Annotated in this window: 24 protein-coding genes; 19 read left to right on the top strand and 5 right to left on the bottom strand. The window is 72.4% G+C overall.

Going from position 1 to position 25,875, the window contains the following annotated elements; genetic code table 11:
- The first annotated feature begins 70 nt into the window (after positions 1 to 70).
- On the top strand, positions 71 to 823 hold the full coding sequence (locus tag MILUP08_RS14585; RefSeq protein WP_039906022.1) for an MBL fold metallo-hydrolase: 753 nt from the start codon (positions 71 to 73) through the stop codon (positions 821 to 823).
- 23 nt (positions 824 to 846) lie between these two features.
- Here MILUP08_RS14585 and MILUP08_RS14590 read toward each other — a convergent pair whose 3' ends face one another.
- Positions 847 to 1,857 (bottom strand): mechanosensitive ion channel family protein, encoded by a 1,011-nt coding sequence (locus tag MILUP08_RS14590; protein ID WP_039906025.1) that lies wholly within the window; start codon positions 1,855 to 1,857, stop codon positions 847 to 849.
- A gap of 416 nt (positions 1,858 to 2,273) precedes the next feature.
- Between MILUP08_RS14590 and MILUP08_RS14595 the strand changes: the two genes are divergently transcribed.
- Complete coding sequence (locus tag MILUP08_RS14595; protein ID WP_007458913.1) at positions 2,274 to 3,401, top strand: ABC-2 family transporter permease; 1,128 nt, start codon at positions 2,274 to 2,276, stop codon at positions 3,399 to 3,401.
- 27 nt (positions 3,402 to 3,428) lie between these two features.
- Here MILUP08_RS14595 and MILUP08_RS14600 read toward each other — a convergent pair whose 3' ends face one another.
- The gene (locus MILUP08_RS14600) at positions 3,429 to 4,604 is read right to left on the bottom strand and encodes a zinc-dependent alcohol dehydrogenase (protein WP_007458915.1); all 1,176 of its coding nucleotides are present in this window, start codon (positions 4,602 to 4,604) and stop codon (positions 3,429 to 3,431) included.
- Positions 4,601 to 4,948: an SRPBCC family protein gene (locus MILUP08_RS14605; RefSeq protein WP_193376574.1), complete on the bottom strand. Its 348-nt coding sequence runs from the start codon at positions 4,946 to 4,948 to the stop codon at positions 4,601 to 4,603. Before MILUP08_RS14605 ends, MILUP08_RS14600 begins: the two co-directional genes overlap by 4 nt.
- A gap of 495 nt (positions 4,949 to 5,443) precedes the next feature.
- Here MILUP08_RS14605 and MILUP08_RS14610 point away from each other — a divergent pair, with 495 nt between their 5' ends.
- From MILUP08_RS14610 to MILUP08_RS14620, 3 genes are all read left to right on the top strand, one after another.
- Positions 5,444 to 6,286, top strand: coding sequence for an aldo/keto reductase (locus MILUP08_RS14610; protein ID WP_007458919.1), 843 nt, complete (start codon positions 5,444 to 5,446; stop codon positions 6,284 to 6,286).
- A 107-nt stretch (positions 6,287 to 6,393) separates the two neighbouring features.
- Positions 6,394 to 7,317, top strand: a complete 924-nt coding sequence (locus MILUP08_RS14615) for an NAD(P)-dependent oxidoreductase (RefSeq protein ID WP_007458921.1) — start codon at positions 6,394 to 6,396, stop codon at positions 7,315 to 7,317.
- A gap of 9 nt (positions 7,318 to 7,326) precedes the next feature.
- Entirely contained in the window at positions 7,327 to 8,505 is a 1,179-nt protein-coding gene (locus MILUP08_RS14620) for a MalY/PatB family protein (RefSeq protein WP_007458922.1), read from the top strand.
- Positions 8,506 to 8,532: 27 nt separating this feature from the next.
- Here MILUP08_RS14620 and MILUP08_RS14625 read toward each other — a convergent pair whose 3' ends face one another.
- Positions 8,533 to 10,380 (bottom strand): glycoside hydrolase family 15 protein, encoded by a 1,848-nt coding sequence (locus tag MILUP08_RS14625; RefSeq protein ID WP_007458924.1) that lies wholly within the window; start codon positions 10,378 to 10,380, stop codon positions 8,533 to 8,535.
- A gap of 242 nt (positions 10,381 to 10,622) precedes the next feature.
- Between MILUP08_RS14625 and MILUP08_RS14630 the strand changes: the two genes are divergently transcribed.
- The 14 genes from MILUP08_RS14630 (at position 10,623) to MILUP08_RS14695 (ending at position 24,892) form a co-directional block, all read left to right on the top strand.
- Positions 10,623 to 11,648: an iron-containing redox enzyme family protein gene (locus tag MILUP08_RS14630; RefSeq protein ID WP_007458927.1), complete on the top strand. Its 1,026-nt coding sequence runs from the start codon at positions 10,623 to 10,625 to the stop codon at positions 11,646 to 11,648.
- A gap of 81 nt (positions 11,649 to 11,729) precedes the next feature.
- On the top strand, positions 11,730 to 12,695 hold the full coding sequence (locus MILUP08_RS14635) for an EamA family transporter (RefSeq protein ID WP_051065722.1): 966 nt from the start codon (positions 11,730 to 11,732) through the stop codon (positions 12,693 to 12,695).
- Positions 12,696 to 12,768: 73 nt separating this feature from the next.
- Positions 12,769 to 13,032: an acyl carrier protein gene (locus MILUP08_RS14640; RefSeq protein ID WP_007458931.1), complete on the top strand. Its 264-nt coding sequence runs from the start codon at positions 12,769 to 12,771 to the stop codon at positions 13,030 to 13,032.
- Positions 13,029 to 14,648: an amino acid adenylation domain-containing protein gene (locus MILUP08_RS14645; RefSeq protein WP_007458933.1), complete on the top strand. Its 1,620-nt coding sequence runs from the start codon at positions 13,029 to 13,031 to the stop codon at positions 14,646 to 14,648. Before MILUP08_RS14640 ends, MILUP08_RS14645 begins: the two co-directional genes overlap by 4 nt.
- Positions 14,645 to 15,820 (top strand): acyl-CoA dehydrogenase family protein, encoded by a 1,176-nt coding sequence (locus MILUP08_RS14650; protein WP_007458934.1) that lies wholly within the window; start codon positions 14,645 to 14,647, stop codon positions 15,818 to 15,820. The genes MILUP08_RS14645 and MILUP08_RS14650 overlap by 4 nt, the downstream gene beginning before the upstream one ends.
- Positions 15,817 to 16,986, top strand: a complete 1,170-nt coding sequence (locus MILUP08_RS14655) for an acyl-CoA dehydrogenase family protein (RefSeq protein ID WP_007458937.1) — start codon at positions 15,817 to 15,819, stop codon at positions 16,984 to 16,986. Before MILUP08_RS14650 ends, MILUP08_RS14655 begins: the two co-directional genes overlap by 4 nt.
- A gap of 4 nt (positions 16,987 to 16,990) precedes the next feature.
- Entirely contained in the window at positions 16,991 to 17,809 is an 819-nt protein-coding gene (locus tag MILUP08_RS14660) for a class I SAM-dependent methyltransferase (RefSeq protein WP_007458939.1), read from the top strand.
- The gene (locus tag MILUP08_RS14665) at positions 17,806 to 19,005 is read left to right on the top strand and encodes a cytochrome P450 (protein ID WP_007458941.1); all 1,200 of its coding nucleotides are present in this window, start codon (positions 17,806 to 17,808) and stop codon (positions 19,003 to 19,005) included. The genes MILUP08_RS14660 and MILUP08_RS14665 overlap by 4 nt, the downstream gene beginning before the upstream one ends.
- Positions 19,002 to 20,114 carry a hypothetical protein gene (locus MILUP08_RS14670; protein ID WP_007458943.1) on the top strand — a complete coding sequence of 371 codons (1,113 nt, stop codon included), beginning with the start codon at positions 19,002 to 19,004 and terminating at the stop codon, positions 20,112 to 20,114. Before MILUP08_RS14665 ends, MILUP08_RS14670 begins: the two co-directional genes overlap by 4 nt.
- Positions 20,111 to 20,848 carry a thioesterase II family protein gene (locus tag MILUP08_RS14675; protein ID WP_007458944.1) on the top strand — a complete coding sequence of 246 codons (738 nt, stop codon included), beginning with the start codon at positions 20,111 to 20,113 and terminating at the stop codon, positions 20,846 to 20,848. Before MILUP08_RS14670 ends, MILUP08_RS14675 begins: the two co-directional genes overlap by 4 nt.
- Before the next feature lie 5 nt (positions 20,849 to 20,853).
- Positions 20,854 to 21,558 (top strand): class I SAM-dependent methyltransferase, encoded by a 705-nt coding sequence (locus tag MILUP08_RS14680; RefSeq protein ID WP_202805218.1) that lies wholly within the window; start codon positions 20,854 to 20,856, stop codon positions 21,556 to 21,558.
- Positions 21,559 to 21,598: 40 nt separating this feature from the next.
- Positions 21,599 to 22,924: a diaminopimelate decarboxylase gene (locus MILUP08_RS14685; protein ID WP_007458947.1), complete on the top strand. Its 1,326-nt coding sequence runs from the start codon at positions 21,599 to 21,601 to the stop codon at positions 22,922 to 22,924.
- Complete coding sequence (locus tag MILUP08_RS14690) at positions 22,918 to 24,042, top strand: pyridoxal phosphate-dependent aminotransferase (RefSeq protein ID WP_007458949.1); 1,125 nt, start codon at positions 22,918 to 22,920, stop codon at positions 24,040 to 24,042. Before MILUP08_RS14685 ends, MILUP08_RS14690 begins: the two co-directional genes overlap by 7 nt.
- Positions 24,035 to 24,892, top strand: a complete 858-nt coding sequence (locus MILUP08_RS14695) for a 2,3,4,5-tetrahydropyridine-2,6-dicarboxylate N-succinyltransferase (RefSeq protein WP_051065724.1) — start codon at positions 24,035 to 24,037, stop codon at positions 24,890 to 24,892. Before MILUP08_RS14690 ends, MILUP08_RS14695 begins: the two co-directional genes overlap by 8 nt.
- 9 nt (positions 24,893 to 24,901) lie before the next feature.
- Here MILUP08_RS14695 and MILUP08_RS14700 read toward each other — a convergent pair whose 3' ends face one another.
- A complete protein-coding gene (locus tag MILUP08_RS14700; RefSeq protein WP_007458953.1) occupies positions 24,902 to 25,696 on the bottom strand; it encodes an AfsR/SARP family transcriptional regulator in 795 nt (264 codons plus the stop codon).
- Positions 25,697 to 25,875: the final 179 nt, after the last annotated feature.

Here is a 25,875-nt window from a genome sequence, read left to right on the forward strand (position 1 = left end):
CGCGCACCCGGCACTTCGCGTTCGAATGCGCGGGCCGGACGGGTGGCTTGCGGTCTGGCATTCTGTGCGGATGCGACGGGTCACCGTGCTGGGCAGTTCTGGTGCCTTTCCCGAGCCGGGCCGTGCCTGTAGCGGTTTCGCCGTGGACTGGGACGACTACCGCCTGGTGCTCGACCTGGGCTACGCCACGCTCCCACGGCTGCTCGGGCACTGGCCCGACGGCGCGGTCGACGCCGTCGTCATCACCCATGAGCACCCCGATCACTGCGTCGACCTGCACGGGCTGTTCCGGATGCGGTTCTACGGCGCGGCCGATCGGCCACGGCTGCCGCTGTACTGCCCGCCAGGCGTGCTCGACCGGCTCGGCGGCCTGGAACCGGACGTCGACCTGCACGCCGTCTTCGACCTGCATCCGCTGCCCGGCGCCTACCGGGTGGGGCCCTTCGACCTGGCCGGGCTGTCCCTCCCGCACTACGTGCCCAACGCGGGCGTTCGCGTGGAGGCCGACGGGATGGCCGTGGCCTACTCCGGGGACACCGGCCCGACCCCCGTGCTGGCCGACCTCGGCCGCGACGCCGATCTGTTCATCGTCGAGGCCACCGACCATGCCGGCGAGACCGACCGACCCACCCGCAACCTGATGACGTCCACCGAGGCCGGTCACTGGGCTCGCCGGGCGGGTGCCCGACGGCTGCTGCTCACCCACTTCTGGCCGGGCAACGACCGGGCGGCCGCAGTGGCCGCCGCGCAGTCGGAGTTCGACGGTCCGGTGCTGGCGGCCGAAGAGGGCCTCACCCTCGTACTCGGGCCACCAGATCGCTGACAGCCCCTCGATGCGGCGGTAGGTCAGGGCTGGTACTGGTTGCGGGTGCGGGGCAGCCACTGCGGATGACTGTCGCGCAGGTAGCGAACCAGTCCCTCGCGCAGGTCGCAGCGCAGGTCCCAGGCGCTGGCGCCGTCGGCCGCCGAGGCCTGCACCTGGACGACCACCGTCTGCGGGGTGGAGTCGACCATCTGGAGCACCCACTGGCCGCGATCCCACAGCGGTGAGGACTCGACCAGCCGGCGCGCCTCCCGGCGCAGGTCATCCAGGTCGGTGGTGTGGTCGACATGGATCTGGACCTTGCCGACGACTCGGGACTCGTTCCGGGTCCAGTTCTGAAACGGCCGCTCGGTGAAGTAGGTGGTCGGCAGGATGAGCATCCGCTCGTCCCAGAGTCGGATCACCACGTTGGTCAGCTTCACCTCCTCGACCCGGCCCCACTCGCCGTCCACCACCAGCACGTCACCGACGTGCAGACCGTCGGCGAAGGCGACCTGGACGCCGGCGAACGCGTTGCCGAGCGCCGTTCGGGCGGAAAGGCCGATCAAAGCGCCGACCACGCCCGCCGACGTGAGCACCGAGATGCCGAAGAGGCGTACCGGCCGGAAGGTGATCAGGATCAGGCCGATCGCGACGATCGTGACCACGGCGACGGTGAGCCGCCGCACGGGGCGGATCTGGGTGCGGGCCCGTCGGATGCGCCGGCTGGTGACCAGATCGCTCGGCAGCTTGCTGAACGACACCGTCTCGATGACGCTCAACGTTCTGATCAGCAGCCACGCGCTGGCGGCGATCAGCACCAGCAGGCTGGCGTGCCGCAGATGACGCTGCCAATCGGCCGGTCCGGGCGGCAGCGCGTAGTGCAGCGCGCCGAACAGCAGGACCGCGGCCGCCGGGCGGCGACACGCGTCCCGCAACGGTTCCAGCAGCCACCGGTAGCGGCCGCGGGCCACTCGGCGCATCAGCACGCCGGCGACCAGGTCCACGAGCACGGCCGCCGCCAGCGCAGCCAACACGATCAACGCGGTACGCATCAGTGGCCGTTCACCGTCACAGGGTGTCATCGGATCCGGTCCACAAAGGCGGATATCGGCAACGCCGGCCGCTCATTTACGCCAGCTGGCTGGGCCGGTCCGGGTGGTCTAAACCGGTCCTAAGGGTCAGAACGGTCTGCGAGGATGTGAACGCCACCAAGGCAAGGCCTACAACCGGCAGCTGATGAATCTCATCGCCTCAGGCAAGGCCGAGCCCTCGTTCCTGGTGTCCCACGAGCTCACGTTGGACGAGGCGCCAATGGGGTACCAGAACTTCGATGCCCGCAACGACGGTTGGACCAAGGTTCTGCTGCACCCCGACGCTCGCCGTTGGGGCGCTGTTCGGGTTCACGGCCTCTGCACGGCCAGCGTCGGTGACCGCGGACGACGAGCCCGGCTAGCGGTGAGGAGCACCGGTGACCCACAGCGAACAGCAACGCCCCGAGATCGTCGTCGGGCTGGTGGCGACCCCACCCGACCACCCGGCCCGGGTGGCCGCGCCGCTCACCGCCGAGCTGGCCGCCCGACTCGCCGACCGGGTGGACGCCGACGTGCGGTGGACTGTCCGGGAAGGCTGGGGCGAGGTGGCGCCACGCCGCGACGGCGGCGCTGAGGCGCTGCTCGACGATCTTGCCCAACGGCGTGCCGACGACCAGTGGGACATCGCGATCTGCCTGACCGACCTGCCGCTGCACGCCGCGCGGATGCCGCTTGTCGCGCAGACCTCGGCTCGGCGTCGAGTCGCGGTGGTGTCCCTGCCCGCGCTGGGACTGCAGCAGCTGCGAGCGGCCCGCGCGGCCGTCCCGGACCTGGTGAGCCGGGTGCTGACCGACGCTTCCGACGAGCGGGTGCAGTCGGCGGGCTGGGCGCCGGCCGAGATGGCACGCCGAATTCCCGCCGTCCACAAGGTGGTCGGCGAGGCCGACGGCGGGGAACTGAGCTACGTCGCCTCGGGGCTGATCGGCCGGGTGCGGCTGTTGACCGGCATGGTCCGCGCCAACCGCCCCGGGCGCGCCCTGCTGGGCCTGTCCAAGTTACTGGTCGGCGCGTTCGGCACGGCGGCGTTCGCGCTCACGACGGACACCATCTGGCAGATGGGTGACGCGCTCGGCGGACTCCGGCTCACCGTGATCATGCTGCTCGGGCTGATCGCGTTGGTGGCCTGGCTGATCGTCGCGCATGACCTGTGGGAGAAGCCAGACCGTGGGACGTCGGTCGAGCTGGCTCGGCTGTTCAACCTGGGTACGGTCCTCACTCTCACGCTGGCCACGGCGGTGTCCTACGTGGTGTTGTTCGTGGGAACGGCGCTCGTCGGGGCGCTGCTTATCGACACATCCGTGCTGGAACAGACCTTGCAGCGGCCGGTCGACTTCACCGACTACCTGACGCTCGCCTGGATCACCAGCTCGCTGGCCACCGTCGGCGGCGCGATCGGCTCCGGGCTGGAGAACGAGGAGACCGTCCGCGCCGCCGCCTACGGCTACCATCCGGAACCCGACGGCTGGCGGGACGAGAAGGACGGGCAGCCCCACAGCGGAAGCTGAGTGGGCATCGGTCCTGAGCCGAGACGGTCAGCTGGTGGGCTGGAAGACGGCGCGTACGCAGCCGTCGAGCTTCTTCTTGAACATCTCGTAGCCGCGCGGCGCCTCGTCCAGCGGCATGGTGTGCGTCGCGAGATGCTCCGTGACGAGTTCGCCGCGGGCCATCCGTTCCAGCAGCATGGGAATGTAGCGCTGTCCGTGCTGCTGTGCGCCGCGCAGCGTCAGCCCCTTGTTCATGATCGCTCCGAGCGGGAACTTGTCCACCAGGCCGGCGAACACGCCCAGCACGAACACGCTGCCGCCCTTGCGACAGTTGTAGATCGCCTCCCGGGCGGCGATCGGACGGTCGGACTCGATCCGCAACTGCTGCTTGACCTGGTCGTACAGGAATTGTGGCCCGCTGCTGTGCGACTCCATACCGACTGCCTCGATGCACACGTCCGGGCCGCGACCACCACTGCGCTCCAGCAACTCGCCGCTGACGTCCTGCTGCTCGTAGTTCAGCGTCTCGACGCCGAGATGCGTCCGGGCCATCTCGAGCCGATTGTCGAGTCGATCGATGACGATCACCCGGTCGGCACCGAGCAGCACGGCGGCGCGGGCCGCCATCTGCCCCACCCCACCGGCGCCCCACACCGCCACGACATCACCCGGTTTGACCCCGCCAAGGTCGGCGCCCATCCAGCCGGTCGGCGCGGCGTCGGAGGCGAACAGCGCACGCTCGTCGCTCACCTCGTCCGGGACGGTGAAGGCGCCCTGGTCGGCGTACGGCACGCGAATGTATTCGGCGTGGCTGCCGGCGAAGCCGCCGAGCGCGTGCGAATAGCCGTAGCAGCCGCCGGGCGCGGCACCCCAGACGTTCTCGGTGATCATCGGGTTCGTGTTGCCGTTGTCGCACAGCGAGAACTGTTGGTGCTGGCAGTACCAGCACTTGCCGCAGGAGACGAACGAGCAGACGACGACCCGGTCGCCCACCTTGTGCTTGCGTACCTGCGGACCGACCTCGACGACGTCGCCGAGGAACTCGTGCCCGAGGACATCGCCGCGTTCCATGAACGGGATGTACCCCCCGAGCAGGTGCAGGTCCGAACCACAGGTCACCGTCCGACGGACCCGGACAATGATGTCCTGCTCGTTGCGCATCTGCGGGTCCGGAACCTGGCGCACCGCGAGCTCGTTGGCTCCCTGCCAGACCAGCGCCTTCACAGTCGTCCCTCCCGCCGACCCTGTTGGGTGGCCATCCGCAGTGGCTTGTTCATCGGAGTCGGCTCGGTGGTGGGTGGATAGTCCGGGTGCAGGACCTCACTGGTCTCGATCAGCTGCTTCGACTCTCGTAGCGCGGCCCGGATCGCCTGCTCGGGATCTCGGCCGGTGACCCGTCGGGCCGCGGTGGCAACCGGGAGTCGGGCACCGTCGCGCAGCCGTACGGCGACCTCTGTCCCTCGGTCGCCGGCGGCGGGCCGGAGCTGGACCTCGACGGCGTCGCCAAGCCCGGCCAGCGGCTCGGGGAGGCGCCCGCCCGGGGCGACGTCACTGGCTGGTCGGTTCACCGTCGCCACGTGCCATCGCGGCTCGCGACGCCGTGCCGGACCCTGTTGCCAGTGATCCTTGCTCTGGCCAGCCCCGCCCAGCAGGCGCCGGGCGACCATCACGCCGCCAACCACGACCGCTCCGCCGATCAGCCACCTCATGTCCGCCCCTGTCGCTTGACCTGCTCCGGTGAGTGCCGCCGATGATTGGCGCCGTCAGGTACAAACCCTTTCATAAAGGGTGGCCCGCGCAGGCCTGATTCTGGCGCTCAGCTCGGCTCCCGGGGGCCCGCTCCTTCCGGCCGTGAGCCCAGCAGGTCAGGCTGTCGCCATCTGGCGCACGTGTTCCCCCTGGGCGAACTCCTCGACCGCCCGAGCGCAGAAGGCGGGAAGGTCGCTGGGGCTGCGGCTGGTGACCAGGCCGTTGTCGACCTGCAGCGGCTGCGAGGGTGTTCTGCCTGTCCCAGCGGGTAACGCAGGCGCCCTGACGGCATTCGAGCCTCCGGAAAGGTCGACATGACTCTCGCTACCGGCGCGATCGAGCTGCCCTCCGGACAGACCATGCCCGTGCTGGGCCAGGGAACCTGGTACCTCGGCGAGCGTCCCGAGAGGCGACGGGACGAGATGGCCGCCCTGCGCGCCGGGCTCGACCTGGGAATGACCGTGATCGATACCGCGGAGATGTACGGTGACGGGGCTTCCGAGGAACTCGTCGGCGAGACGATCGCCGGACGACGCGCCGACGTCTTTCTGGTCGACAAGGTGCTGCCGTCCAACGCCAGTCGACGGGGAACGGTGCAGGCCTGCCGTCGCAGCCTGCAACGACTCGGCGTCGACCACATCGATCTCTACCTGCTGCACTGGCGCGGCACGCATCCACTCGCGGAGACGATCGAGGCGTTCGCCGAACTCGTCGACGCCGGCGACATCGGGCAGTGGGGTGTGAGCAACTTCGATCTCTCGGACATGGCCGATCTCCTCGACGCGGGCGGAAGCGCCTGCGCGACGAATCAGATCCTGTACAACCTCACCCGCCGCGGACCCGAGTACGACCTGCTGCCGTGGCTCCGCGAGCACCGCATCCCGGTGATGGCGTACTCGCCGATCGAGCAGGGTCGACTCCTCGGCCACCCCCAGATCGCGGAGGTCGCCGCCCGGCACGAGGCCACGGCCGCCCAGGTCGCGCTGGCCTGGCTGCTGCGGCAGGAGATGGTCGCGGCGATCCCCCGATCGTCCAAGGCCGAACACACCCGGGAGAACGCCGAAGCGCGCGATGTGCAGCTGACCGAGGAGGACCTGGCGGCACTCGACACGGCGTTTCCGCCACCGACCGGCCCGCAACCACTCGAGATGCTGTAGCCCCGGCCCCCGCGACCAGGGCGGGCAGAGGCGCCCACGGGGGACGTACCGTGACCGGTGCGGCGGCGCGTCAGACGACGACGGGTAGCGGGAAGCAGGTAGCCGGGATGAGTGCTCGCACGGTGGGATTCGTCGGGCTCGGCATCATGGGCGTGCCCATGGCGACGAACCTCGTCAACGCGGGTGTCGACGTGGTCGTCTGGGCACGTACACCCGGGCCCGTCGCGGAACTCGTCGCCGCCGGAGCCCGCGCGGCCGACGACCTCCCGGGGCTGTTCGACGCGGCGGAGACAGTCATCCTGATGCTTCGCGACGAGGCGGCCGTCGACGCCGTGCTCGGGCGGGGGACCGACGAGTTCGTCCGGCGGGTACGCGCACACACCATCGTCGGGATGGGCACCTTCACGACCGCGTACTCCCGAGGGCTCGCCGTGGAGATCGGCGACTGCGGCGGACGGTACGTCGAGGCGCCGGTGTCGGGGTCGCGCGGACCCGCCACGCAGGGAACGCTCGTGGCCATGCTCGCCGGCGACGACGAAGCGATCGAGCAGGTCGAGCCGCTCATCGACGCGATGTGCGCGCAGCGGTTCCGCTGTGGCCCGGTGCCGGCGGCACTGTCGATGAAGCTCGCCGTCAACACGTTCCTGATCACCATGGTGACGGGTCTGGCCGAGACGTTCCACTTCGCGGCGCAGACCGGCGCGGACACGGAGGTGCTGCGGGCCGTGCTCGAATCCGGGCCGATGGCATCCGTCGTGTCCCGGGGCAAGGCGCTGAAGCTCACCGACGGTGACCTCGCTCCCCAGGCGGCGATCGCCGACGTCCTCAGGAACGCTCGCCTCATCGAGGACGCCGCGGTCGCCACGGGGACGGCGCACCCCCTCATTCGGGTGAGCCGGGAGCTGTATCAGGAGGCGGTCGAGGGCGGCCACGGCGCGATCGACATGATCGGCGTGATCACCGTCCTCGAGGCACGAACGAGATCGACGCGCGACAGCGCCCGGTTCACGCGCGGCGGGTTCGCCGAATAGGCTTCGGCCATGAGTGGCGTACGGAACCGTCCGCGGGACGCGGTGAATCCCCTTCGCCAGCTCACGATCGACCAGCTTCGGCAACGGACGAGCCTCAAGTGGCGGGAGTACCCCGCCGACGTGCTGCCGCTCTGGGTGGCCGAGATGGACGTGCCGCTTGCCGAGCCGGTGGCGAGGGCGATCACCGACGCCGTCGCGCGCGGCGACACCGGTTACACCGCCGGCACGGCGTACCCGCAGGCGCTGGCGGAGTTCGCCCGGCGGCGGTGGGGTTGGGACGGGCTGGCCGTGGAGCGCACCGCGCTGGTGCCGGACGTGATGCACGGCGTCGTCGAGGCGTTGGGGATGGTCACCGAGCCGGGGGACGCGGTCGTCGTCAACTGCCCGGTCTACCCGCCGTTCTACGAGTTCGTGGCGCACGCCGGCCGCCGGATCGTGGAGGCGCCACTCGGCGGGGACCTGCGGATCGATCTCGGCGCGCTTGCGGACGCGTTCCAGCAGGCCCGGGCCGGTGGGCGGCCGGCGGCGTACCTGCTGTGCAGTCCGCACAACCCGACAGGCGTCGTGCACACCGCGGACGAGTTGGCGGCGGTCGCCCACCTGGCGGCGCGACACGGAGTGCGGGTGGTCGCCGACGAGATCCACGCTCCGGTGGTGCTCGGGGGAGCGCGCTTCGTGCCGTACCTCTCGGTGCCGGGTGCCGAGAACGGCCTGTCGCTGATGTCCGCCTCCAAGGGGTGGAACCTGGCCGGCCTGCGCGGTGCGCTGCTGATCGCCGGCCCGGCTGCGGCGGCAGACGTCGCCCGCGTTCCGTTCGGAACCAGCGTCAGCACCAGCCACCTCGGCGTGATCGCCCACACCGCCGCCTTCCGCGACGGCGGCGAGTGGCTCGACGCCCTGTTGGCCGGCCTGGACGACAACCGGCGACTCCTCGCCGCGCTGCTCGCCGAGCATCTGCCGGCCATCCGCTACGACCCCGGTCAGGCCACCTATCTCGCCTGGCTGGACTGCCGCGCCCTGGGCCTCGGTGACGACCCCGCGGCCGTGTTCCTCGACCGTGGCCGGGTGGCGCTCAACTCCGGTACGACCTTCGGCACCGGCGGTGACGGTCACGTCCGGCTGAACCTCGCCACCGCGCCGGAGCTGATCACCGAGGCGGTCCGCCGAATGGCCCTCGCCGTCGCCTGAGAGGTCACGTCGGCCGCGGTGCTCGTGCTACCGGCGTCTGCGGGCGTCGGCCTCGGTGTCGAGCAGGTCGTTGAGCGTCAGCGCCGAGTTGATCAGCGATAGGTGGCTGAACGCCTGGGGGTAGTTGCCGATCTGCTCCCCGGTCGCGGCGATCTCCTCGGCGTAGAGGCCGAGGTGGTTGCTGAAGGTGAACATCTTCTCGAACGTGAGTCGGGCGTCGTCGAGGCGACCGGAGCGGGCCAGCGCCTCGACGTACCAGAAGGTGCACATGTTGAAGGTGCCCTCGTGGCCGGGGAGGCCGTCGGGGGAGTGGACCGGGTCGTACCGGTGGACCAGGCTGTCCGAGACCAGCTCGCGCTCGATCGCGTGCAGGGTGGACTGCCACAGTGGGTCACTCGGCGTGACGAAGCCGACCGACGGCATGGCGAGCAACGCCGCGTCCAGCACGGTCTCGCCGTACGCCTGCACGAAGGTGCCGCGACCCCGGTCGTAGCCGCGGGCCATGACCTGGTCGTAGATGCGGTTGCGTTGCGCCGTCCAGCCGGCGATGTCGCCGGGTCGGCCGGTCCGCATGGCGAGGCGGACGGCCCGGTCCAGCGCGACCCAGGACATCACCCGCCCGAAGGTGTAGTTGCGGGGGTGGTGACGGCTCTCCCAGATGCCGGCGTCGGCCTGATCCCAGTGGGTGCAGAGCCAGTCCACAAGCCGGACGGTGCTCTTCCACACCTGGTGCGAGACGCGGATGCCCTGCTCGTCGGCGAGATGCATGGCGTAGAGCGCCTCGCCGTGGATGTCGAGCTGAAGTTGGTCGGCCGCGCCGTTGCCGATCCGGACCGGCCGCGAGCCGCGGTAACCCTCCAGGTGATCGAGGACCTCCTCGTGCAGGTCGGAGGAGCCGTCCACCCGGTACATGATCTTCAGTGGATCCTGGAGGTCGCCGGCCTCGCGGATCCGCTCGTCCAACCAGTCCATGTACCGGCTGACCTCCTCGGTGAAGCCGAGGCCGAGCAACGCGTGCACCGAGAACGACGTGTCCCGCACCCAGGTGTAGCGGTAGTCCCAGTTGCGGGTCCCGCCGACCAGTTCGGGCAGCGCGGCGGTGGGCGCGGCGATCATCGCGCCGGTCGGGGCGTACGTCATGAGTTTCAACGTGATGGCGGAGCGCTCGACCATCTCCCGCCAGCGGCCGGTGTAGCGCGAGCGTTCCAGCCAGCGCCGCCAGTAGTCCCGGGTCCACTCGAACATGCCCTGGATCTCTTCCGCCGGGATGACCCGCGGCTCGGTGGCGCCCGTCTCCAGGACCACCCCGCCCGTGTCGCCCTCGTTCAGGGTGCCGTACGCGACGAGGTCGCCGCCCTCCAGGCGGACGTCGCCGTGCTCGGAGATCAACCGCCGCGTGGGGTCGACCGGGTTGAAGGTCAGCGATGCCGTACGGCCGCGAAAGATGTAGCCGTTGCGGTGGCGCTCCACCTGATGCTCTTCGCGGGCGTAGTCGAACCGTGGCCGGCACTCCACCCGGAAACGCATGCTGCCCCGGACCATGGTGACGATGCGGACGAGGCGGTGCGCGTCGGTGGCCCGCTCGCCGGTGACCGGCATGAAGTCCATCACCTCGGCCACGCCGTCGGCGCTGATGAACCGGGTGATCAGGATGGGCGTGCCGGGGAGGTAGAGCTGTTTGGTGACGTACCGCACGTCGTGCGGGGCGATGCGGAAGTAGCCGCCCTTGTCCTTGTCGAGCAGGGCCGCGAAGATGCTCGGCGAGTCGAAGCGCGGCGCGCAGAACCAGTCGACAGTGCCGTCACACGTCACCAGCGCGGCGGTCTGCAGGTCGCCGATGAGTCCGTGATCCTCGATCGCCGGATAGCTGTCCACGTCTCTCCCCGGTTCGACGGCGTCCTGCGCATCGAACCTAGGTGGAGAACTGTCGGCTCAGGCGAGATTCACGTTCAGCCACCCTGTCGCGTCACCACCGTGCCGCGACCGCCCAGCCCGTGGGGCTCCTCCCGCGCGGCGCGTCGCGTGCGCTCCGACCTGCGGATACAGAAAAATCAGCGAAGCCGTGCAGACGGCCGGGGAATGCTTCGGGCCATACCGACTGCAAGGAGCGCACCCGGATGCCCGCCACGCTGAGCACCACTCCTACGGCGTTCGTCACCGATCTGGTGAGCCGCTTCGCCCTGTCCGAGGAAGACTTCGATCGCGCGTACGCCGAACACGACGCCTACGCCGAGCTGCTCGACAACGTCACCCGGCTGGGTGTCGCGGCGTCCGCCGGGGACGCCGACGCCCAGTTCGCACAGCAGTACCTGCTGGCGAAGATCTACGGCCTGCACACCCAGTTGGGGGCGGAACCGACAGCCGAGGCGTCCACAGTCCTGCACGCGGTGACGCGGCAGTTGGAGCGGGACACCGCGCGGGACGAGGACGCCTGGATCGACGAGAGCATCTACGCCTCGATCCCGGACGACCCGGAGCGGTTCGTGCCGTGGCTCAAGAACATGACCCGGGAGCACCGGGTGTTCAAGCACCCCTATTACCACTCCTTCCTGCGCGAGCGGGCCACGCCGGAGGACTTCCGGAGCTTCGTGCTCCAGGAGTCCTCGGTGGACGCCCGGTTCGACGACCTGCTGGCCATGATGCAGGTCGGTTCGGACGGCGAGACCAAGATGGAGATCGCCAAGAACTTCTGGGACGAGATGGGCAACGGCGACCCGGCGATGGTGCACACCACGCTGTTCGGCCGGATCATCGCGCACTTCGGCATCACCGACGACGAGCTGAAGGAGAGCCTGTCGACGGAGGCGCTGCTCGGCGGGAACCTGCCGGTGCTGATCTGCCGGTACCGGAACCTGTTCGGCGAGGCCGTCGGCCACCTCGCCGTCGCGGAGTGGCTGGCGCCGGACCGGTTCTCCCAGGTGCTGCACGGCTGGGAGCGCCTCGGGCTGCCCGCCGACGGCATCACGTACCACCGGCTGCACATCGGCATCGACGCCCATCACGCGAGCGCGTGGTTCGCCCACGTCGTCAAGCCGATGGCCGCCGAGCCGCAGACCCGCCGGGCGATGGTGCGCGGCGCGCTGTGGAGGCTCAACTCCTCCTGCCGGTACCTGGACCGCATCCTCGCCCAGAACCCGGCCTAGCGCGTGCGTCGACGCCCCCGGCCGGACCGCCGCCCGGACTCCACCTCGGCTCGACCGAGGACGTCGACACCCGCCCTGACAGTGGACCGGCCGGCCGCCGACCGGGGGCGCATCGCCGCGGCGCTGCTCGCGGTGTGGCTGCTCTGGGGTTCGACCTTCCTCGGGATCCGAGTGGTCGTCCAGGAGGTGCCGCCCCTGTTCGCCGCCGGGGTCCGCTTCACCGCGGCGGGGGCGCTGCTGCTCGGCGGGCTGTGCTGGCACTGGCGCCGGCGCGGCCAGCCGGGACTGGCGGCACGGCTGCGCGGGCACACCGGGCGGCTGACCCTGCTCGGGCTCATGCACTTCCTCGGCGCGAACGGGCTGGTAAGCGTCGCCTCCGAGGATCTGCCGTCGGCGGCGGCCGGCACCTACTTCGCCACCGTACCCATCTGGGTGCTGGTGATGGGGGGCCGGCCGAGGGGGCGGGACCTGGGCGCGGCAACGGTGGGGCTGGCCGGCGTGGCGCTCCTGCTCGGTTTCCAGCCGGGCCCGCTGCTGCCCTCGCTGCTCGTGCTGGCCGCGGCGCTGACGTGGGCCGTCGCCGGGCGGATCGCCGCCGCTTCGGCCGGGCGCGGCGCCGCCGCCGGGACCGTGCCGGGCGCCGCCCTGTCCAGCGCGGTGCAGATGCTCGGCGGCGGTCTGGCCCTGCTTGTCGTCTCCGGGTTCGCCGGAGAGTGGGGCCGGCTGGACGTCGGCCACCTGCACCCCACCGTGTGGTTGGCGCAACTGCATCTCGTGCTGCTCGGATCGCTGGTGGGCTTCCTGGCGTACACGTGGCTCGTCACCCGGGTGGACCAGCGACTGGCCAGCACCTACTCGTACGTCAACCCGCTCGTGGCGGTGGCGCTGGGAGCGCTGGTCCTCGGTGAGGACCTGACCACGGCGACCCTGGTGGGCACCGCCTGCCTGGTGGCGGCGGTGGCCTGGACGGTGCGGTCCGCCGCCCGGCCGGTCCCCCCACACACCTCAGATGTCCCGACCGTGCCGGCCGTCCCGGCCAGCCGCTGACCGCACCCGCCGCACCTGCCACGGCCGCGCTCGGCCGTACCCGTGTCACCCGAGACCGTTCAGGAGTCAGCCGATGACCCGTCCCACCGCCGAGAGCGTCCGCGACCGTCTCGCCGACACCCTCGCCACCATCAAGAAGCGCGACGTCTCGGCCGAGCTGGCCGCCGACGACAACTTCATGCGCGCGCTCAACCTGGACTCCCTCGACGCCGTGGAGCTCACCGTCCGGCTCGGCAGCGAGTACGGCATCGAGTTCGGGGAGGAAGCCGAGGACCTCGACGCGCTGGAGAGCCTGGCGGCGTTGGTCGCCCTCGTCGAGAGGCGTGCGACCCGATGACCATGCTCGTCGAGTCCTCGACGCCGGAGGCCGGCGGCCCGGCGCCGGTGGGCTGGTCCCTCCTGGCGGCGCTCGCCGGGCACGCCGCCGCCGGGCCGGACCTGCCGGCGCTCACCGGACCGGACGGGACGCTGACCCGCGCCGAGCTGTGGCAGCGGGTGCTGCGGGTCGCCGCGGGGCTGCGCAGCCGCGGGGTGCGCCGCGGCGACCTGGTCGCCGTGCACGGCGAGAAGACCGCCGCCACGGTGACGGCGCTGCTGGGTGCGGTCGCCGCCGGTGCCGCCTACCTGCCGATCGACCCGTCGGCCCCGGCGGACCGGCGGCGCGCGCTGCTGCTTGACTGCGGAAGCCCACGTCTTCTCGCCGGCCGCGCGGCGGTCGCCCGGCTGGTCGACCAGGCGCTGCCCGTGCCGGTGGTGGCCGTGGAGGAGCTCGGCGCCGAGGCGGACGCCCACCTCGGCGGCCTGCCGGTGGCCACCGCGCCGGACGACCCGGTCTACGTGCTGTACACCTCCGGCAGCACCGGCCGACCGAAGGGCGTCCGGATCCCGCACGGCGCGCTGGAGGCGTTCTTCGCCGCGGTCGACCCGGTGCTCGGCATCACCGATCGGGCACGCTGCCTGAACACGACCGCCCTGCACTTCGACGGCTCGGTGGCGGATCTGCTGTTGCCGCTGCTGAAAGGGGCGCACGTGCGGCTCGGCCCGGCGTTCGTCCTGCCGGCCCGGGTGCTGGACCTCATCGAACGGGACCGGATCACCCACTTCACGGCGGTGGTCTCCACGTTGACGCTGCTGGCCCGGACGGCGCCCGGATTGGGCGGGCGTGACCTGACCGCGCTGCGCCGGATCCTCACCGGCGCGGAGGTGCTGAACCCGGCCACCGTCCAGGACTGGCTGCACGCCGCCCCGAATCTCGTGGTGGTCAACGGCTACGGTCCGACCGAGGCGACGTGCGGGGTGACCTTCCAGCCGATCGGCGAGCGCGAACCGGGCCGCACCGAGCCGTACCCCATCGGGCCGCCGCTGCCGGGGGTGACGATCCGTTTCCGGGACGCCGACGGCCGGATCACCACGGACGGCCCGGGTGAGATCGCCATCGCCGGTGCGCAGCTGATGAGCGGGTACCTGGACCGCCCGACGGAGGAGGCGGCGGTCTTCCTCGACCACGAGGGGACGCGCTTCTACCTCACCGGTGACATCGGGGAACGCGGCGCGGACGGGGCGCTGCGCTTCGCGGGCAGGCGCGACGACGAGGTGAAGATCAAGGGCTACCGGATCAACCTCAACGAGGTACGTCGCGCCGTGGAGGCGCACCCGGCCGTCGGCAGCGCGTTCGTGGTGGCCGTCCCCGATCCGCGCGACGGGCTGTCGCTGGCGTGCGCCGTGGTGCTGCGCCCCCACGCGACCGACGACCAGCCGGATCCCGGCCCGGACGCCGCCCTGCTGCCGTTGCCCGCAGACACGGTGGAGGCCCTGGTCAGGCACGTGGGCAACCTGCTGCCCCGCTACATGGTGCCGCGCGAGCTGCACCGACTGCCGTCCGTGCCGGTGCTGTCCACCGGCAAGCCGGACCGCGCCCGTATCGCCGCGCTGCTGCTCGGCGAGGCGCCGTGAGAACCGCGGCCCTCACCGTCGCGGCCCGCACCGGCTGGTTCACGCCCGCCGAGGACGAGCTGCGGGCCCGCCTCACCGAGCACCTCGAGGCCACCGTGGCACCGGCTGTCGACGCCTGGGAGCGGCGCGGCACGATCCCCCTGCGCGAGATCCTGACCGGCCTCGCCGCGCGAGGCTGGCTCGGCATGCGGTTCGGCGTCGACCAGGGCGGCGGTGGCGGCACCGCCTGGGAGCACGTGGTCCTCGCCGAATGCCTCGGCGCGCTGCTGTTCGACAGCGTGGGCATGGGAGTGACGGTCCACAACGACATGGTCGCGCCCATGCTGGCCGAGGCCGGCGGGCCGGAGGCCGTCGAGCGCTTCCTGCGCCCGGCCCTGGCGGGGCGCTGCCTGCTCGGGCACGCGGTCTCCGAGCCGGGCGCCGGCGCCGACGTGGCAGCCGTCGCCACCACGGCCACCCCCGAGCCGGGCGGGTACCGGCTGACCGGCGCCAAACGGTGGATCGTGGCCGGGCTCACCGCGGACGCGTTCGCGGTGCTGGCCCGGCTACCCGAGGCACGCGGGGCCTTCGGTCACGTCCTGCTGATGGTGCCGGCCGACGCCCCGGGCGTGCGCGTGGAGCCGGCGGACGCCACGCTCGGGCTGCGGACCGCAGGCGTCGCCGGTCAGCTTCGCCTCGACGGCGTGTTCGTGCCCGACGGGCACCGCCTCGGCGGGCACGGCCTCGGACTGGTCACCCAGCTGCGCCAGTTCGAACCGGAGCGCATCCTGTCCGCCTGTCGCGCGATCGCCATGGCGGACACCCTGCTGCTGCGCACCGCCGAACGGCTGCGGGAGCGGCGGACCTTCGGCGTACCGATCGCCGACCGTCAGCAGCCCGCCGCGCAGCTGGCCCGCCTGCGCGCCGAGGTGGAGGCGGTACGCCAGCTCGCGTACACCGGCATCGACAGGTGGGTGACCGGCGGTGCGGTGAACACCGTGTCCGCAGCGGTCAAGCTGCGCTCCAGCCGTCTCACCCGTGCGGTCGCCCGCACCTGCCTGCACCTGCACGGAGCCGAGGGGCAGCTCAGCACCCACCCGGTCAACCGTGCCTTCCGCGACACCCGGCTGTTGTCCATCTCCACCGGATCGGACGAGATGATGCTCACCGCCCTCGCCCGCCTGCGCGGGTGACCCCAGTGACCCCCGCGTCGGTGCTCGCCACGACCGTCGGGTCGCGTTGCCCGGAGGGCGCCGCCGACGTCGAGTTCGCGACGCGGGTCGACGCCTTCACCGACCGGCACCGCGACGGCCTGCTCGCTGCGGACGCCTGGGAGTCGGCAGGCCCGCCCGTACGGGAGCTGCTGCGCGCCGTCGGCGAGGCCGGCCTGCTGCGCGACGCGTGGGCCGACCGCGGCGGCGACCGCGCCACCGCCCTGTGGCGTGCCGCCGCGTTGCACCGCGCGTTCGCCCGGGTCGGTAACGGCGCGCCGGGCGCGGCGTTGCTCACCCACCTGGAGGTGGCGACACGCCTGCTCGGCGTCCTGCCGACGACACCGGCGGGGCTCGTGCCGGGCGCCCTCGCCGGCTCGTCGACGAGCGCGCTGGCCGCCACCGAGCCGGACGGCGGCAGCGACCTGACCGCCCTGCGGACCACTGTGGGCGCCGGGTCGGCCGGTGGGCTGACCGTGACCGGGACGAAGTGGTTCATCAGCAACGCCCCGTACGCCGACCACCTGCTCGTGCTGGCCGACGACCGCGACGGGCGGACCGGCCGGCGCGGACCGGCGCTCCTGCTGGTGCCCGCCGGGCCGGGCGTCGAGGTGACCACCCTGGACGGCCTGGGACACACCGGCCTGACCGGTGCGGTGGCGCTCGACGCGGCCCCGGTCGCGGCCGTGCTCGCCGTCGGCGGGCACGGGCTGCTGGTGCTGATGCGCCACTGGATCCACGAGCGCGTGATGCTCGCCGTCCGGATGGCCGAACTGGCCGCGTCGGTCCTGGACCACGCGGTCGCCGACGCCGGCCGGCGGACCACCTTCGGGGTCCCGCTGATCACCAACCAGCACGTCCGGTTCACGCTCGCCCGGCTCGACGCCGACGTCCAGGAGGTGCGGGCGATGGCCGGGCAGAGCCTCCGGCTGCTCGCCGCGGGCGCCTGCCCGGGCGGCTGGGCGGCCGCCGGCAAACACCGGGCCGCCGCCGTGCTGGCCGAGGTCGCCGACGAGGCGCTGCAACTCTCCGGTGGTGACGGCTACCGGCGCGGCCATCCGGCGGAACGGGCCCTGCGGGACGCGACCGGCCTGGCGCTCGCCGGCGGCACGACCGAACTCATGCTCCAGCAGATCGATCGAGGGTGACACGATGACACAGCACTCCGTCCACGAGTCCCAGCCCGCGCCCGGGTGGGACGCCGACCGCTACGACCGTCAGTTCGGCTACGTGTCCGCGCTGGCGGGCGGCGTCGTCGAGCTGCTCGCCCCGGTGCCCGGCGAGACCGTCCTCGACCTGGGGTGCGGCACCGGTGAGCTGGCCGCCACGATCGCGGCGCGCGGCGCGCGGGTGATCGCGGTCGACGGTGACCCCGCCATGGTCGCCTCGGCCAGCGCCCGGCTGGGATCGGACGTGCTGCTCGCGGACGGTCACGACTTCCGGATCGACGAGCAGGTCGACGCGGTGTTCTCCAACGCGGCGCTGCACTGGATGACCCGTCCGGCGGAGGTCGTCGCGGCGGTCCGTCGCGCGCTGCGCCCGGGTGGGCGTTTCGTCGCCGAGCTCGGCGGCGCGCACAACGTGGCCGGGATCCTCGCCGCCGTCCGCACCGCGCTGGCCGAGCTGGGCCTGACCGAGGGCGCGCGGATGCCCTGGTACTTCCCGAGCCCCGGGCAGTACGCCACCCTGCTGGAGGCGCACGGCTTCCAGGTGCTGCGGATGGACTACTTCGCCCGGCCCACCGAGCTGACCGACTGTCCGGGAGGCGTCGCCGACTGGGTCGCCATGTTCGGCGCGGCCCTGATCGGCCACGTGCCGCCGGACCGGCGCGACGCCGTCCTGGCGCGGATCAACGAGCTGGCCGCGCCGACGCTGCTGCGCGACGGCCGCTGGTACGCCGACTACCACCGGCTGCGCTTCGCCGCCGTGTGGGAGCCGGACGGCGCGTCGGACGCGGCGGTGGTGCGGTGACCGCGCCCGCGCGGGCCGGAGCCGACCGTGACTTCGGGACGCCCGCGTTCCAGCTCGACCCCTACCCGGTGTACGCGGCGCTGCGGGCGCAGGGCCACCTCGTCCACTCGACCGTGCACCGCACCTGGTTCGCCACGGACCACGCCGCGGCCGGCGCGGTGCTGCGGGACCGACGCTCCAGTGTGGAGAGTCCGTTCCGGGCGACCCGGGTGCTGTTCGGTCGCACCGTGACCGACGTGGAGGGGGAGGAGCACGTCCGGCTGCGGGCGTTGACGAACCGGAGCTTCTCCGCGTCGATGATCCCCGGGTACCTCGACGATCTCGTCCCGGCGGCGGTGCGCGGCGTGCTCGACGACCTGGACGCAGCGGCCGGTGACGGCCCGGCCGACTACGTGACGGGCTTCGCGAACGCCGTACCGATCCGGGTGATGTCGCGGATCATCGGCCTGCGACCGGCGGACGTGCCGCAGTTCCAGAGCTGCAGCGACGCCGTGATCGCCTTCATCGACTCGGCCGATCCGGTGCGCCGACGGGCCGCCGTCGCCGCGTGGGCACGCATGCGCGCCCTGCTGCACAGCCGGGTCGCCGAGCTGCGACCCGCACCGGACGACAGCGTCATCGGGCAACTGCTGTCCTCCGCCGCGGAGGGCGCCGACGTCGACGACGACGAGATCGTCCGCCAGGTCGGACTGCTCATCCCTGCCGCCATCGACACGAGCAACCGGCTGATCGCGAACGTGCTGCACACCCTGTGTGCGCGGCCGGAACTGATGGCGCAGGTCGCCGAGGACGGCAACCTCGTCGAGGCGGTGGTCGACGAGACCCTGCGGTACGAGGCGCCGATCCACAGCACCATCCGGATCTGGGGTGGCGGGGAGCTCCTCGGCCAGGACATTCCGAAGGGTTCGCTGCTGACCGTCCTGCTCGGCTCGGCGAACCGGGACCCCGCGGTGTTCCCCGACCCGGACACGTTCGACCCGGGCCGGCCGGGCAACCAGCGCCTGCTGTCCTTCGGCGCGGGACGCCACCAGTGCATGGGCCGCCGGATGGCGCTGGCAGAGGTGACCACCGCGCTGCGCCTGCTGCTCGAACGTCGGCCCGGCCTGCGCTTCGCCGACGCCACGCCGAGCCCCGTGCAGGGGCTCAGCTTCCGCTCACCCGCCACCCTCCGCCTCGCCTTCGGGAGACGCCCGTGACCACCACCGTCGACGGTCCCGCGACCGCCAGCCCGACGAGCGACGCCGTGACCCTGGCCTTCGTGCCCGAGCCCGAGCCCGTCGCCGTCCAGCACCCCACCCGCGACGTCCCCGGGGTGACCACCCACCAGTCGGAGGTCACCGGCCGGCACTGGACCGCCGTGGAGAGCGTGTACTACGACTGTCACGTCGTCAGCCTGACCCAGCTTCTGCCGCCCCGCCTGCTCGCGGCGTTCCTCCTGGTCGCCGGCGCCCCCACGCTGCGCGCCGAGTGGGGTGGCCTGTCCTGCCGGAACCTGCTCGACGGAGAGGCCGCCCGCGACGCCCTGTTGCTGGGGGAGTGGGGCGTCCAGAAGCACCACCTGCCCGTCGACGGCGACATCGAGGCGACGTTGCGCGCCGCCGTGCGGGACCACGGGCACTGCGTCGCCCGCGTCGACAGCTACTACCACGAGCACTTCGACGAGTACTACCTGCGCGAGCACCGCACCAACGGGCACAAGGTGACGGTCGTCGACTTCGACGAGAACTCGTACCTCGGCATCGACAACGTCGGCGTCCGTACCCTGGTGCTGCGCTTCGACCGGGCCCTGTTCGTCGAGGCGATCCGCTCCAACCTGTTCCACGTCTACGACAAGCACGACTCGCTCTACCGGCTGCACCTGGGCGAGCGGACCCAGACCGCACTGGCCGACGGGACGGTTCGTCGCCGTGAACGCGCCGCCGTCGACGCCCTGCTCACCGACCGGCGGACGCTGCCCCAGCAGCTGTCCCGGTACCGCGACGCGTTCGTGCTGGCGCTCACCGCGCCCGGCCAGCGCCGGCACGCGCAACTGACCAACACGTACCACTCGGCCTTGATGATCGAGCGGGCGTACCTGGCGGTGGCGGAGGCGTATCGGCGTACCGGCGAACCGTGGACGGGGCTGGCCGGTGACGGCGAGCCGTTCATCGAAGGGCTCGCCACCGCCACGAAGAGCTGGCGGGCGCTGAAGATGCTGTGCCGCACGGCGCTCAGCGGGGGGACCGTGGCGGACCGCATCCTGGTCGCCGCCTTCGACCGGATGTACGCCGCCGAGCTCGCCGTCCCGGCGACCGCGACACCATGACCGTCGCAGCGACCCGGCTGTTCCTGCTGCCCCCCGCGGGTGGCTCGGCCGGCGTCTTCCGGGGCTGGGAGGACCGGCTCGAGACGTTGCTGGGCGATGCCCTGTCGGTCGTCGCACCGGAGCTGCCGGGCCGCGGCGCGCGGATCGCCGAGCGGCCGCCGCCCGAGGTCGACGGATACGTGCGGGACCTGGACCAGCGCTACGCGCCCGCCCCCGGCGAACGGTGGGCCGTCGTCGGCCACAGCTTCGGCGCCCTGCTCGCCGCGTCCTGGGCGGCGCTCGCCCACCGGGCGGGGAGGGGTCCCGCCCTGGTGGTGGTCAGCGGCGCCGCCGCGCCGTGGCGGCACTCCACGGCAGCCCTCCTCGACGGCACCGACGACGAGATCTGGGACCGGGTGGGCGCCCTCGGCGGCCTGCCGGCGCAGATCCGGGCGACGCCACTGGGCCGGCGGCTGGTCGAGCGGGCCCTCGTCGGCGACGTGCGGGCCTCGGCCCGCTACCGGCCGGTCGGGCCGGCGCCGGTCGGCTGCCCCGTCCTGGCGGTTCGCGGGGCCGACGACCCGCTTGTCGACGACGAGCTGACGACCGCCTGGTCGGCCCTCACGACCGCCGCATTCACCTTCCGGGTCCTGCCCGGAGGCCACTTCTACCGCTCCGGCATGGAGGACCTGGTGCCGTTGCTCGCGGACGTCCTGTCCGCACCGACCCTGCCGGCTACTGCCGAACGAAGGTGACAGCTGTGACGATCGAGACCACCCACACCCGACCCGACCAACTCGCCGACCTCGCCGACTTCTACCGCTCGCGGTCCGGCGACGACGTCAGCCTCTTCGACATCTGGGAGACCGGGGGCGCGCGCGGCGACTCCGTCACCCCCTCCACCCACTCGCCGGCCTACCGGACCTGGATGCTGGAGCTGCTCAACGGCGAGCTGACGCGGGCCGGCAGCCGCCGGTTGGTCAGCCTGGGCAGCGGCAACGCGGCGGTGGAGAGTCACCTGGTCGCGGCCGGGGTCGAGGTGCTGGCGGTGGACGCGATGGCCGAGGCCGTCGCCATGTCGACGGCCAAGGGCGTCCGGTCGGTGGAAGCCGACGTGACGACGTGGACCCCCACGGACCCGTGGCCGGTGGCCTATCTCGACGGGCTGCTCGGCCACCTCTACGACGCCCGTACCGCGACCTTGCCGATCTTGGCGCACGTCCGGAGCTGGCTCGGCGTGGACGGCCGCGGCATCCTGGTGGCCTCCAACGACGCCACCCGCGACGGCAGCCGGGTCCAGGCGGCGCCGGGGGTGACCGGCTTCCACTGGCTCGCCGTCGACTACCTGCGGGAGCAGGCGCAGCTGGCCGGCTTCGACGACGTCAGCGTGAACAGCTACGTCTACCGACGCCCCCTCTCTGGCGACCGTGTCCGCTCGGTGATCGTCGCGCGGTTCGGCTACTGACCCCGGACCACCCGCCCCCGGCAGAAAGCGAACCCCACAGATGCCCGTGAGTCCCGCGTTCCAGGCACGTCTGGACGACGCCCTACCGCGCGCCGTCGAGCGTTTCGGCACTCCGTTCCACCTCTACGACGAGCAGGGCATCGACGACACCTGCGCGGCCTTCGACCGGGCGTTCCGGTCGGTGGGCTACACCGAGTACTTCGCGGTCAAGGCGCTGCCCAATCCGGCGATCCTGCGCATCCTGGCCCGGCACGGCTTCGGCTTCGACGTCAGCTCGGGTCCCGAGCTGACGCTGGCACTGCGGGCCGGTGCGCGGGGCCGGCAGATCTGCTTCAACTCGAACAACACCAGCCGGGCGGAGCTGACCGCGGCACTGCGCGCGGACGCACTGATCACCGTGGACGACGCCACGGTCCTGGAGAAGATCGCGGAACTGGGCGCCGTGCCGGACACCCTGGCGTTCCGGGTCAATCCGGGCGACGACGCCCACCGGGATTCCCGCCGGCACGCGGACACCTTCCTCGGCGACCCGGCCGACGCCAAGTTCGGCGTCCCCGCCGACCGGCTCACCGACGTCGTGGCGCGCGCCGTGACGCTCGGCGTCCGCACCGTGGGCCTGCACATGATGCTGGCCTCCAACTCGCTCACCGCCGCGCCGGTGCTGCTCACCCTCGAACTGCTGCTGGAGCAGGTGGTCGCCCTGCATCGCGGCACGGGTGTCGCGGTGCGGACGCTGAACCTGGGCGGCGGCATCGGTATCCCGTACCGGCCGGGCGAGCCGGCCGCCGACATCGACGGGCTCGGCCGGGCGCTCGCCGAGCGCCTCGACCGGTGGCAGCGGGAGTACGGGCTGCCCGCGCCGCGTCTGTGTTTCGAGAGCGGCCGTTTCATCACCGGACCGCACGGGGTGCTCGCCACCCGGGTGGTGAACCGGATGTCCAAGTGGCGCGAGTACGCCGGGGTGGACGCCAGCATGACGGCGCTGATGCGTCCGGCGCTCTACCGCGACGCGTACCACCACATCACGGCGCCCTTCGTGCCGGCGGTCGGGCCCACCGAGTCGGTGGACGTGACCGGGCCACTGTGCGAGAACAACGACCGGTTCGGCAGGGACCGCCCGTTGCCGGCGCTCCGGGAGGGTGACCTGTTGCTGATCCACGACACCGGAGCGCACGGCCATTCGATGGGCTTCACCTACAACGGTCGCCTGCGTCCGCAGGAGCTGCTGCTGCGCCGCGACGGCAGCATCGAGATGATCCGCCGGGCCGAGGACGAACACGACCACTTCGCCACCCTCGAGTTCCCGCCCGCCGTGGCGCCCGCCCCCACGCTGGTGGCCGTGTCCGGCGTTGCGTCGCCGTGCTGAGCGGCCCGCCGTCGCGCGAGGAGCTGCTCGACCTGGCGCGTGGGTCGGGGTCGGCGCTGCTCGACCTGTCGCTGGGAGTGCCCGCCGATCCGCCGCCGCCGACGGCCGGCGGGTCGTCCGGGCAGGAGCCGGCCGGCTATCCACCCAGTGCCGGGACCGAGGAGTTGCGGCTGGCGGCCGCCGGCTACCTGCGCCGCCGGTTCGGGGTCGCGCTCGCGCCGGACGCCGTCGCGGCCTGCGCCGGCGCGAAGGAGTTCATCTCCACCCTGCCGCTGTTCCTGCGCGACGCCGGACTCGTCCCGCCGGGGCGTGACACGGTGCTCATCCCACGGCTCTGTTACCCGGCGTACGAGAACGGCGCGCGTCTGGCCGGCTTCGCCACCTACCGGGTACCGGCCGACGACGACCACCGCATGCGGCCCGACCTGCTGCCCGCCTCGGTACGCGACCGTGCGCTGTGCCTGTGGGTGAACAGCCCGAGCAACCCCACCGGCGCGCTCGAACCGTTGGACACCCTGGTCGACTGGGGCCGGCGGTACGGCGTGCTCGTGGTCTCCGACGAGGCGTACACCGAGTCGACCTGGTGCGGGTCGCCGCGGACCGCGTTCGCGCACGGCGTCGACGGGGTCCTCGCGGTGCACAGCCTGTCGAAGCGGTCGAACAGCCCGGGGCTCCGTGTCGGCTTCTACGCCGGCGATCCCGCGGTGGTCGGACGGTTGGTGCCGTGCCGCCGCGCGGCCGGGCTGATGGCGGGCGCGGTCGCCCAGCGGTCGGCCGCGTACCTGCTCGGCGACGACGAGCACGCCCGGGTCCAGTACGAGCGAGGCGCCACCCGGGTGGCCGACCTGGTGCGACTGCTCACCGCCAACGGGGCGGCGGCACGGAGCCCCGACGGTGGCTTCTTCGTCTGGACCGCCGCGCCGGGCGGCGACGGCGACGCCTGGGCGAGGAGCCTGGCCGGTCGCGCCGGCATCGTGGTGATGCCCGGCGGCGCCTACGGACCGACGGGTCGGGGACATGTCCGCTTCGCCGCCGTCCGCGACATCGCCGAGATCACCTCCCGGGCGTGGGCCCTGGGACCGCTGGATTCCGACCGGAGAAGGGGTGCGCATGTCTGACGTCACCGTGGTGCCGAACGCCCCGACCGGGGCGCCCCTGCCGGCCGCGATCGACGAATTGTGGGACCGCCGGGACACGTTGACCACCGACGATCGGGCCGGCCACGCCGTCGTCACCGCCGCGGTGGACCAACTGGACAGCGGGGTGAGCCGGGTCGCCGCCGTCGACCCGGTCACCGACGAGGTGGTCGTGGACCAGCGGGCGAAACGCGCCATCCTGCTGGCGTTCCGGGTCCTCGGGCTGGAGCCGTCCGAGGCCGGGCCGTTCCGGTACCACGACCGGCTGCCACTCAAGCGCACCTTCGACGGGGTGCGGGTGGTACCCGGCGCGATCGCCCGGTGGGGCAGCCACCACGCGCCCGGGGTGGTGCTGATGCCGTCGTACACCAACATCGGCGCCTGGGTGGGCGCCGGCACCATGGTGGACACCTGGGCCACGGTGGGCTCGTGCGCGCAGATCGGCCGCAACGTCCACCTCGCCGGCGGGGTGGGCATCGGTGGGGTGTTGGAGCCGGCCTCCGCGGTGCCGGTCGTGGTGGAGGACGAGGCATTCGTCGGTTCCCGGTCGATCGTGGTGGAGGGTGCCCGGGTGCGGCGCGGCGCCAAGCTCGGCGCCGGCGTCATCCTGACGGCCAGCACCCGGGTCTTCGACGCGGAGACCGGGGCGGAGCTGCCGCGCGGGCAGGCACCGGCGTGGTCGGTGTGCGTCGGCGCGACCCGGTCCAGGTCGTTTCCCGGTGGTGAGTTCGGCATGCCGTGCCTGCTGGTGCTGCGCCGACTCGCCGAGGGACAGACCTTCGACAGGCTCGCCATCGACGAGCTCTTTCGAACCCACGGCGTCGCCACCTGAGCGGCGTCCCTATCGGACGCCGGCCAGCACCGCGCCGCCGGTCGCCACCGTTCCGCCGGCGAGCACCGCGCCGTGGGCCGCCTGCAGCAGGGGGCCCGGGTCGACGCCGAGCTCCTCGGTGAGGATCCGCCGCCCCGCCCGGTAGACGTCGAGCGAGTCGGCCTGGCGACCGGAGCGACACAGCGCGATCATCAGCTGGGCCCGTAGCCGCTCCCGTAGCGGATACCGGGCTACCAGGCCGGTCAGCTCGCAGACCAGCCGGCCATGCTCCCCGAGCAGGAGATCGGCCTCCGTGCGGCCCTCCAGGGCCTCGAGTTGCAGCTCCTCCAGCCGTGGCCGTTCGGCCGCCGCCAACTGGGGGGTGACGTCGGTGAGGGCGTCCCCGCGCCAGAGGCGCAGGGCGCCGCGCAGCTGCGACGCGGCCCGTTCGGGATGTCCCTGGGCCAGCGCCTGCCGGCCGGCGGTGGTGAGGCGCAGGAATTCGGCGTAGTCGATCCGCAGGTGCCGGCTGATCAGCCGGTAGCCCCGCCCGACCCGCAGCAGCGGCACCTCGCGGCCCAACTCCCGGCGCAGCCGGGAGGCGTAGGTGTGCAGTTGCCCGATGGCGGTGGTGGGCGGCCGGCTGCCCCACAGCAGCTCACTGAGCCGGTCGTCGCAGACCGCGCCGTCCCTGGCGAGCAGGAGGACGGCGAGCACCGTGCGGGGCTTGGTGCCCCCCAGGTCGCTCTCCCGCATGGTCGTGGTCCGGCCCCCGGACCGGTCCTCGACGCGCGCCCGCACTGGTCCTAGGATCTTGAGCTCCATCTGTGTTCCCCCCGATTTGCGTACCACCAACCGTCACGCGCTGGCATCCGTGACCGTTCTGCCGGCCACCGGGCGACATCGTTGTGAGCGGTGGCGTGATCACGGTAGGTCGGTGCTGGCAAGGGCTGTGGCCTCGCCCGTGAGACACACACGTCCGCTGTGGCGCGATTCGCCTCATA

The sequence above is a fragment of the Micromonospora lupini str. Lupac 08 genome (assembly GCF_000297395.2).
Classification (GTDB): Bacteria; Actinomycetota; Actinomycetes; order Mycobacteriales; family Micromonosporaceae; genus Micromonospora; species Micromonospora lupini.

Bases quoted from the DNA above. Each gene is read 5' to 3' on its own strand.
- MILUP08_RS14585 (WP_039906022.1), top strand. From the start codon at position 71: ATGCGACGGGTCACCGTGCTGGGCAGTTCTGGTGCCTTTCCCGAGCCG.
- MILUP08_RS14590 (WP_039906025.1), bottom strand. From the start codon at position 1,857: ATGCGTACCGCGTTGATCGTGTTGGCTGCGCTGGCGGCGGCCGTGCTC.
- MILUP08_RS14610 (WP_007458919.1), top strand. From the start codon at position 5,444: ATGACTCTCGCTACCGGCGCGATCGAGCTGCCCTCCGGACAGACCATG.
- MILUP08_RS14615 (WP_007458921.1), top strand. From the start codon at position 6,394: ATGAGTGCTCGCACGGTGGGATTCGTCGGGCTCGGCATCATGGGCGTG.
- MILUP08_RS14620 (WP_007458922.1), top strand. From the start codon at position 7,327: ATGAGTGGCGTACGGAACCGTCCGCGGGACGCGGTGAATCCCCTTCGC.
- MILUP08_RS14630 (WP_007458927.1), top strand. From the start codon at position 10,623: ATGCCCGCCACGCTGAGCACCACTCCTACGGCGTTCGTCACCGATCTG.
- MILUP08_RS14640 (WP_007458931.1), top strand. From the start codon at position 12,769: ATGACCCGTCCCACCGCCGAGAGCGTCCGCGACCGTCTCGCCGACACC.
- MILUP08_RS14645 (WP_007458933.1), top strand. From the start codon at position 13,029: ATGACCATGCTCGTCGAGTCCTCGACGCCGGAGGCCGGCGGCCCGGCG.
- MILUP08_RS14660 (WP_007458939.1), top strand. From the start codon at position 16,991: ATGACACAGCACTCCGTCCACGAGTCCCAGCCCGCGCCCGGGTGGGAC.
- MILUP08_RS14675 (WP_007458944.1), top strand. From the start codon at position 20,111: ATGACCGTCGCAGCGACCCGGCTGTTCCTGCTGCCCCCCGCGGGTGGC.
- MILUP08_RS14685 (WP_007458947.1), top strand. From the start codon at position 21,599: ATGCCCGTGAGTCCCGCGTTCCAGGCACGTCTGGACGACGCCCTACCG.
- MILUP08_RS14695 (WP_051065724.1), top strand. From the start codon at position 24,035: ATGTCTGACGTCACCGTGGTGCCGAACGCCCCGACCGGGGCGCCCCTG.
- MILUP08_RS14700 (WP_007458953.1), bottom strand. From the start codon at position 25,696: ATGGAGCTCAAGATCCTAGGACCAGTGCGGGCGCGCGTCGAGGACCGG.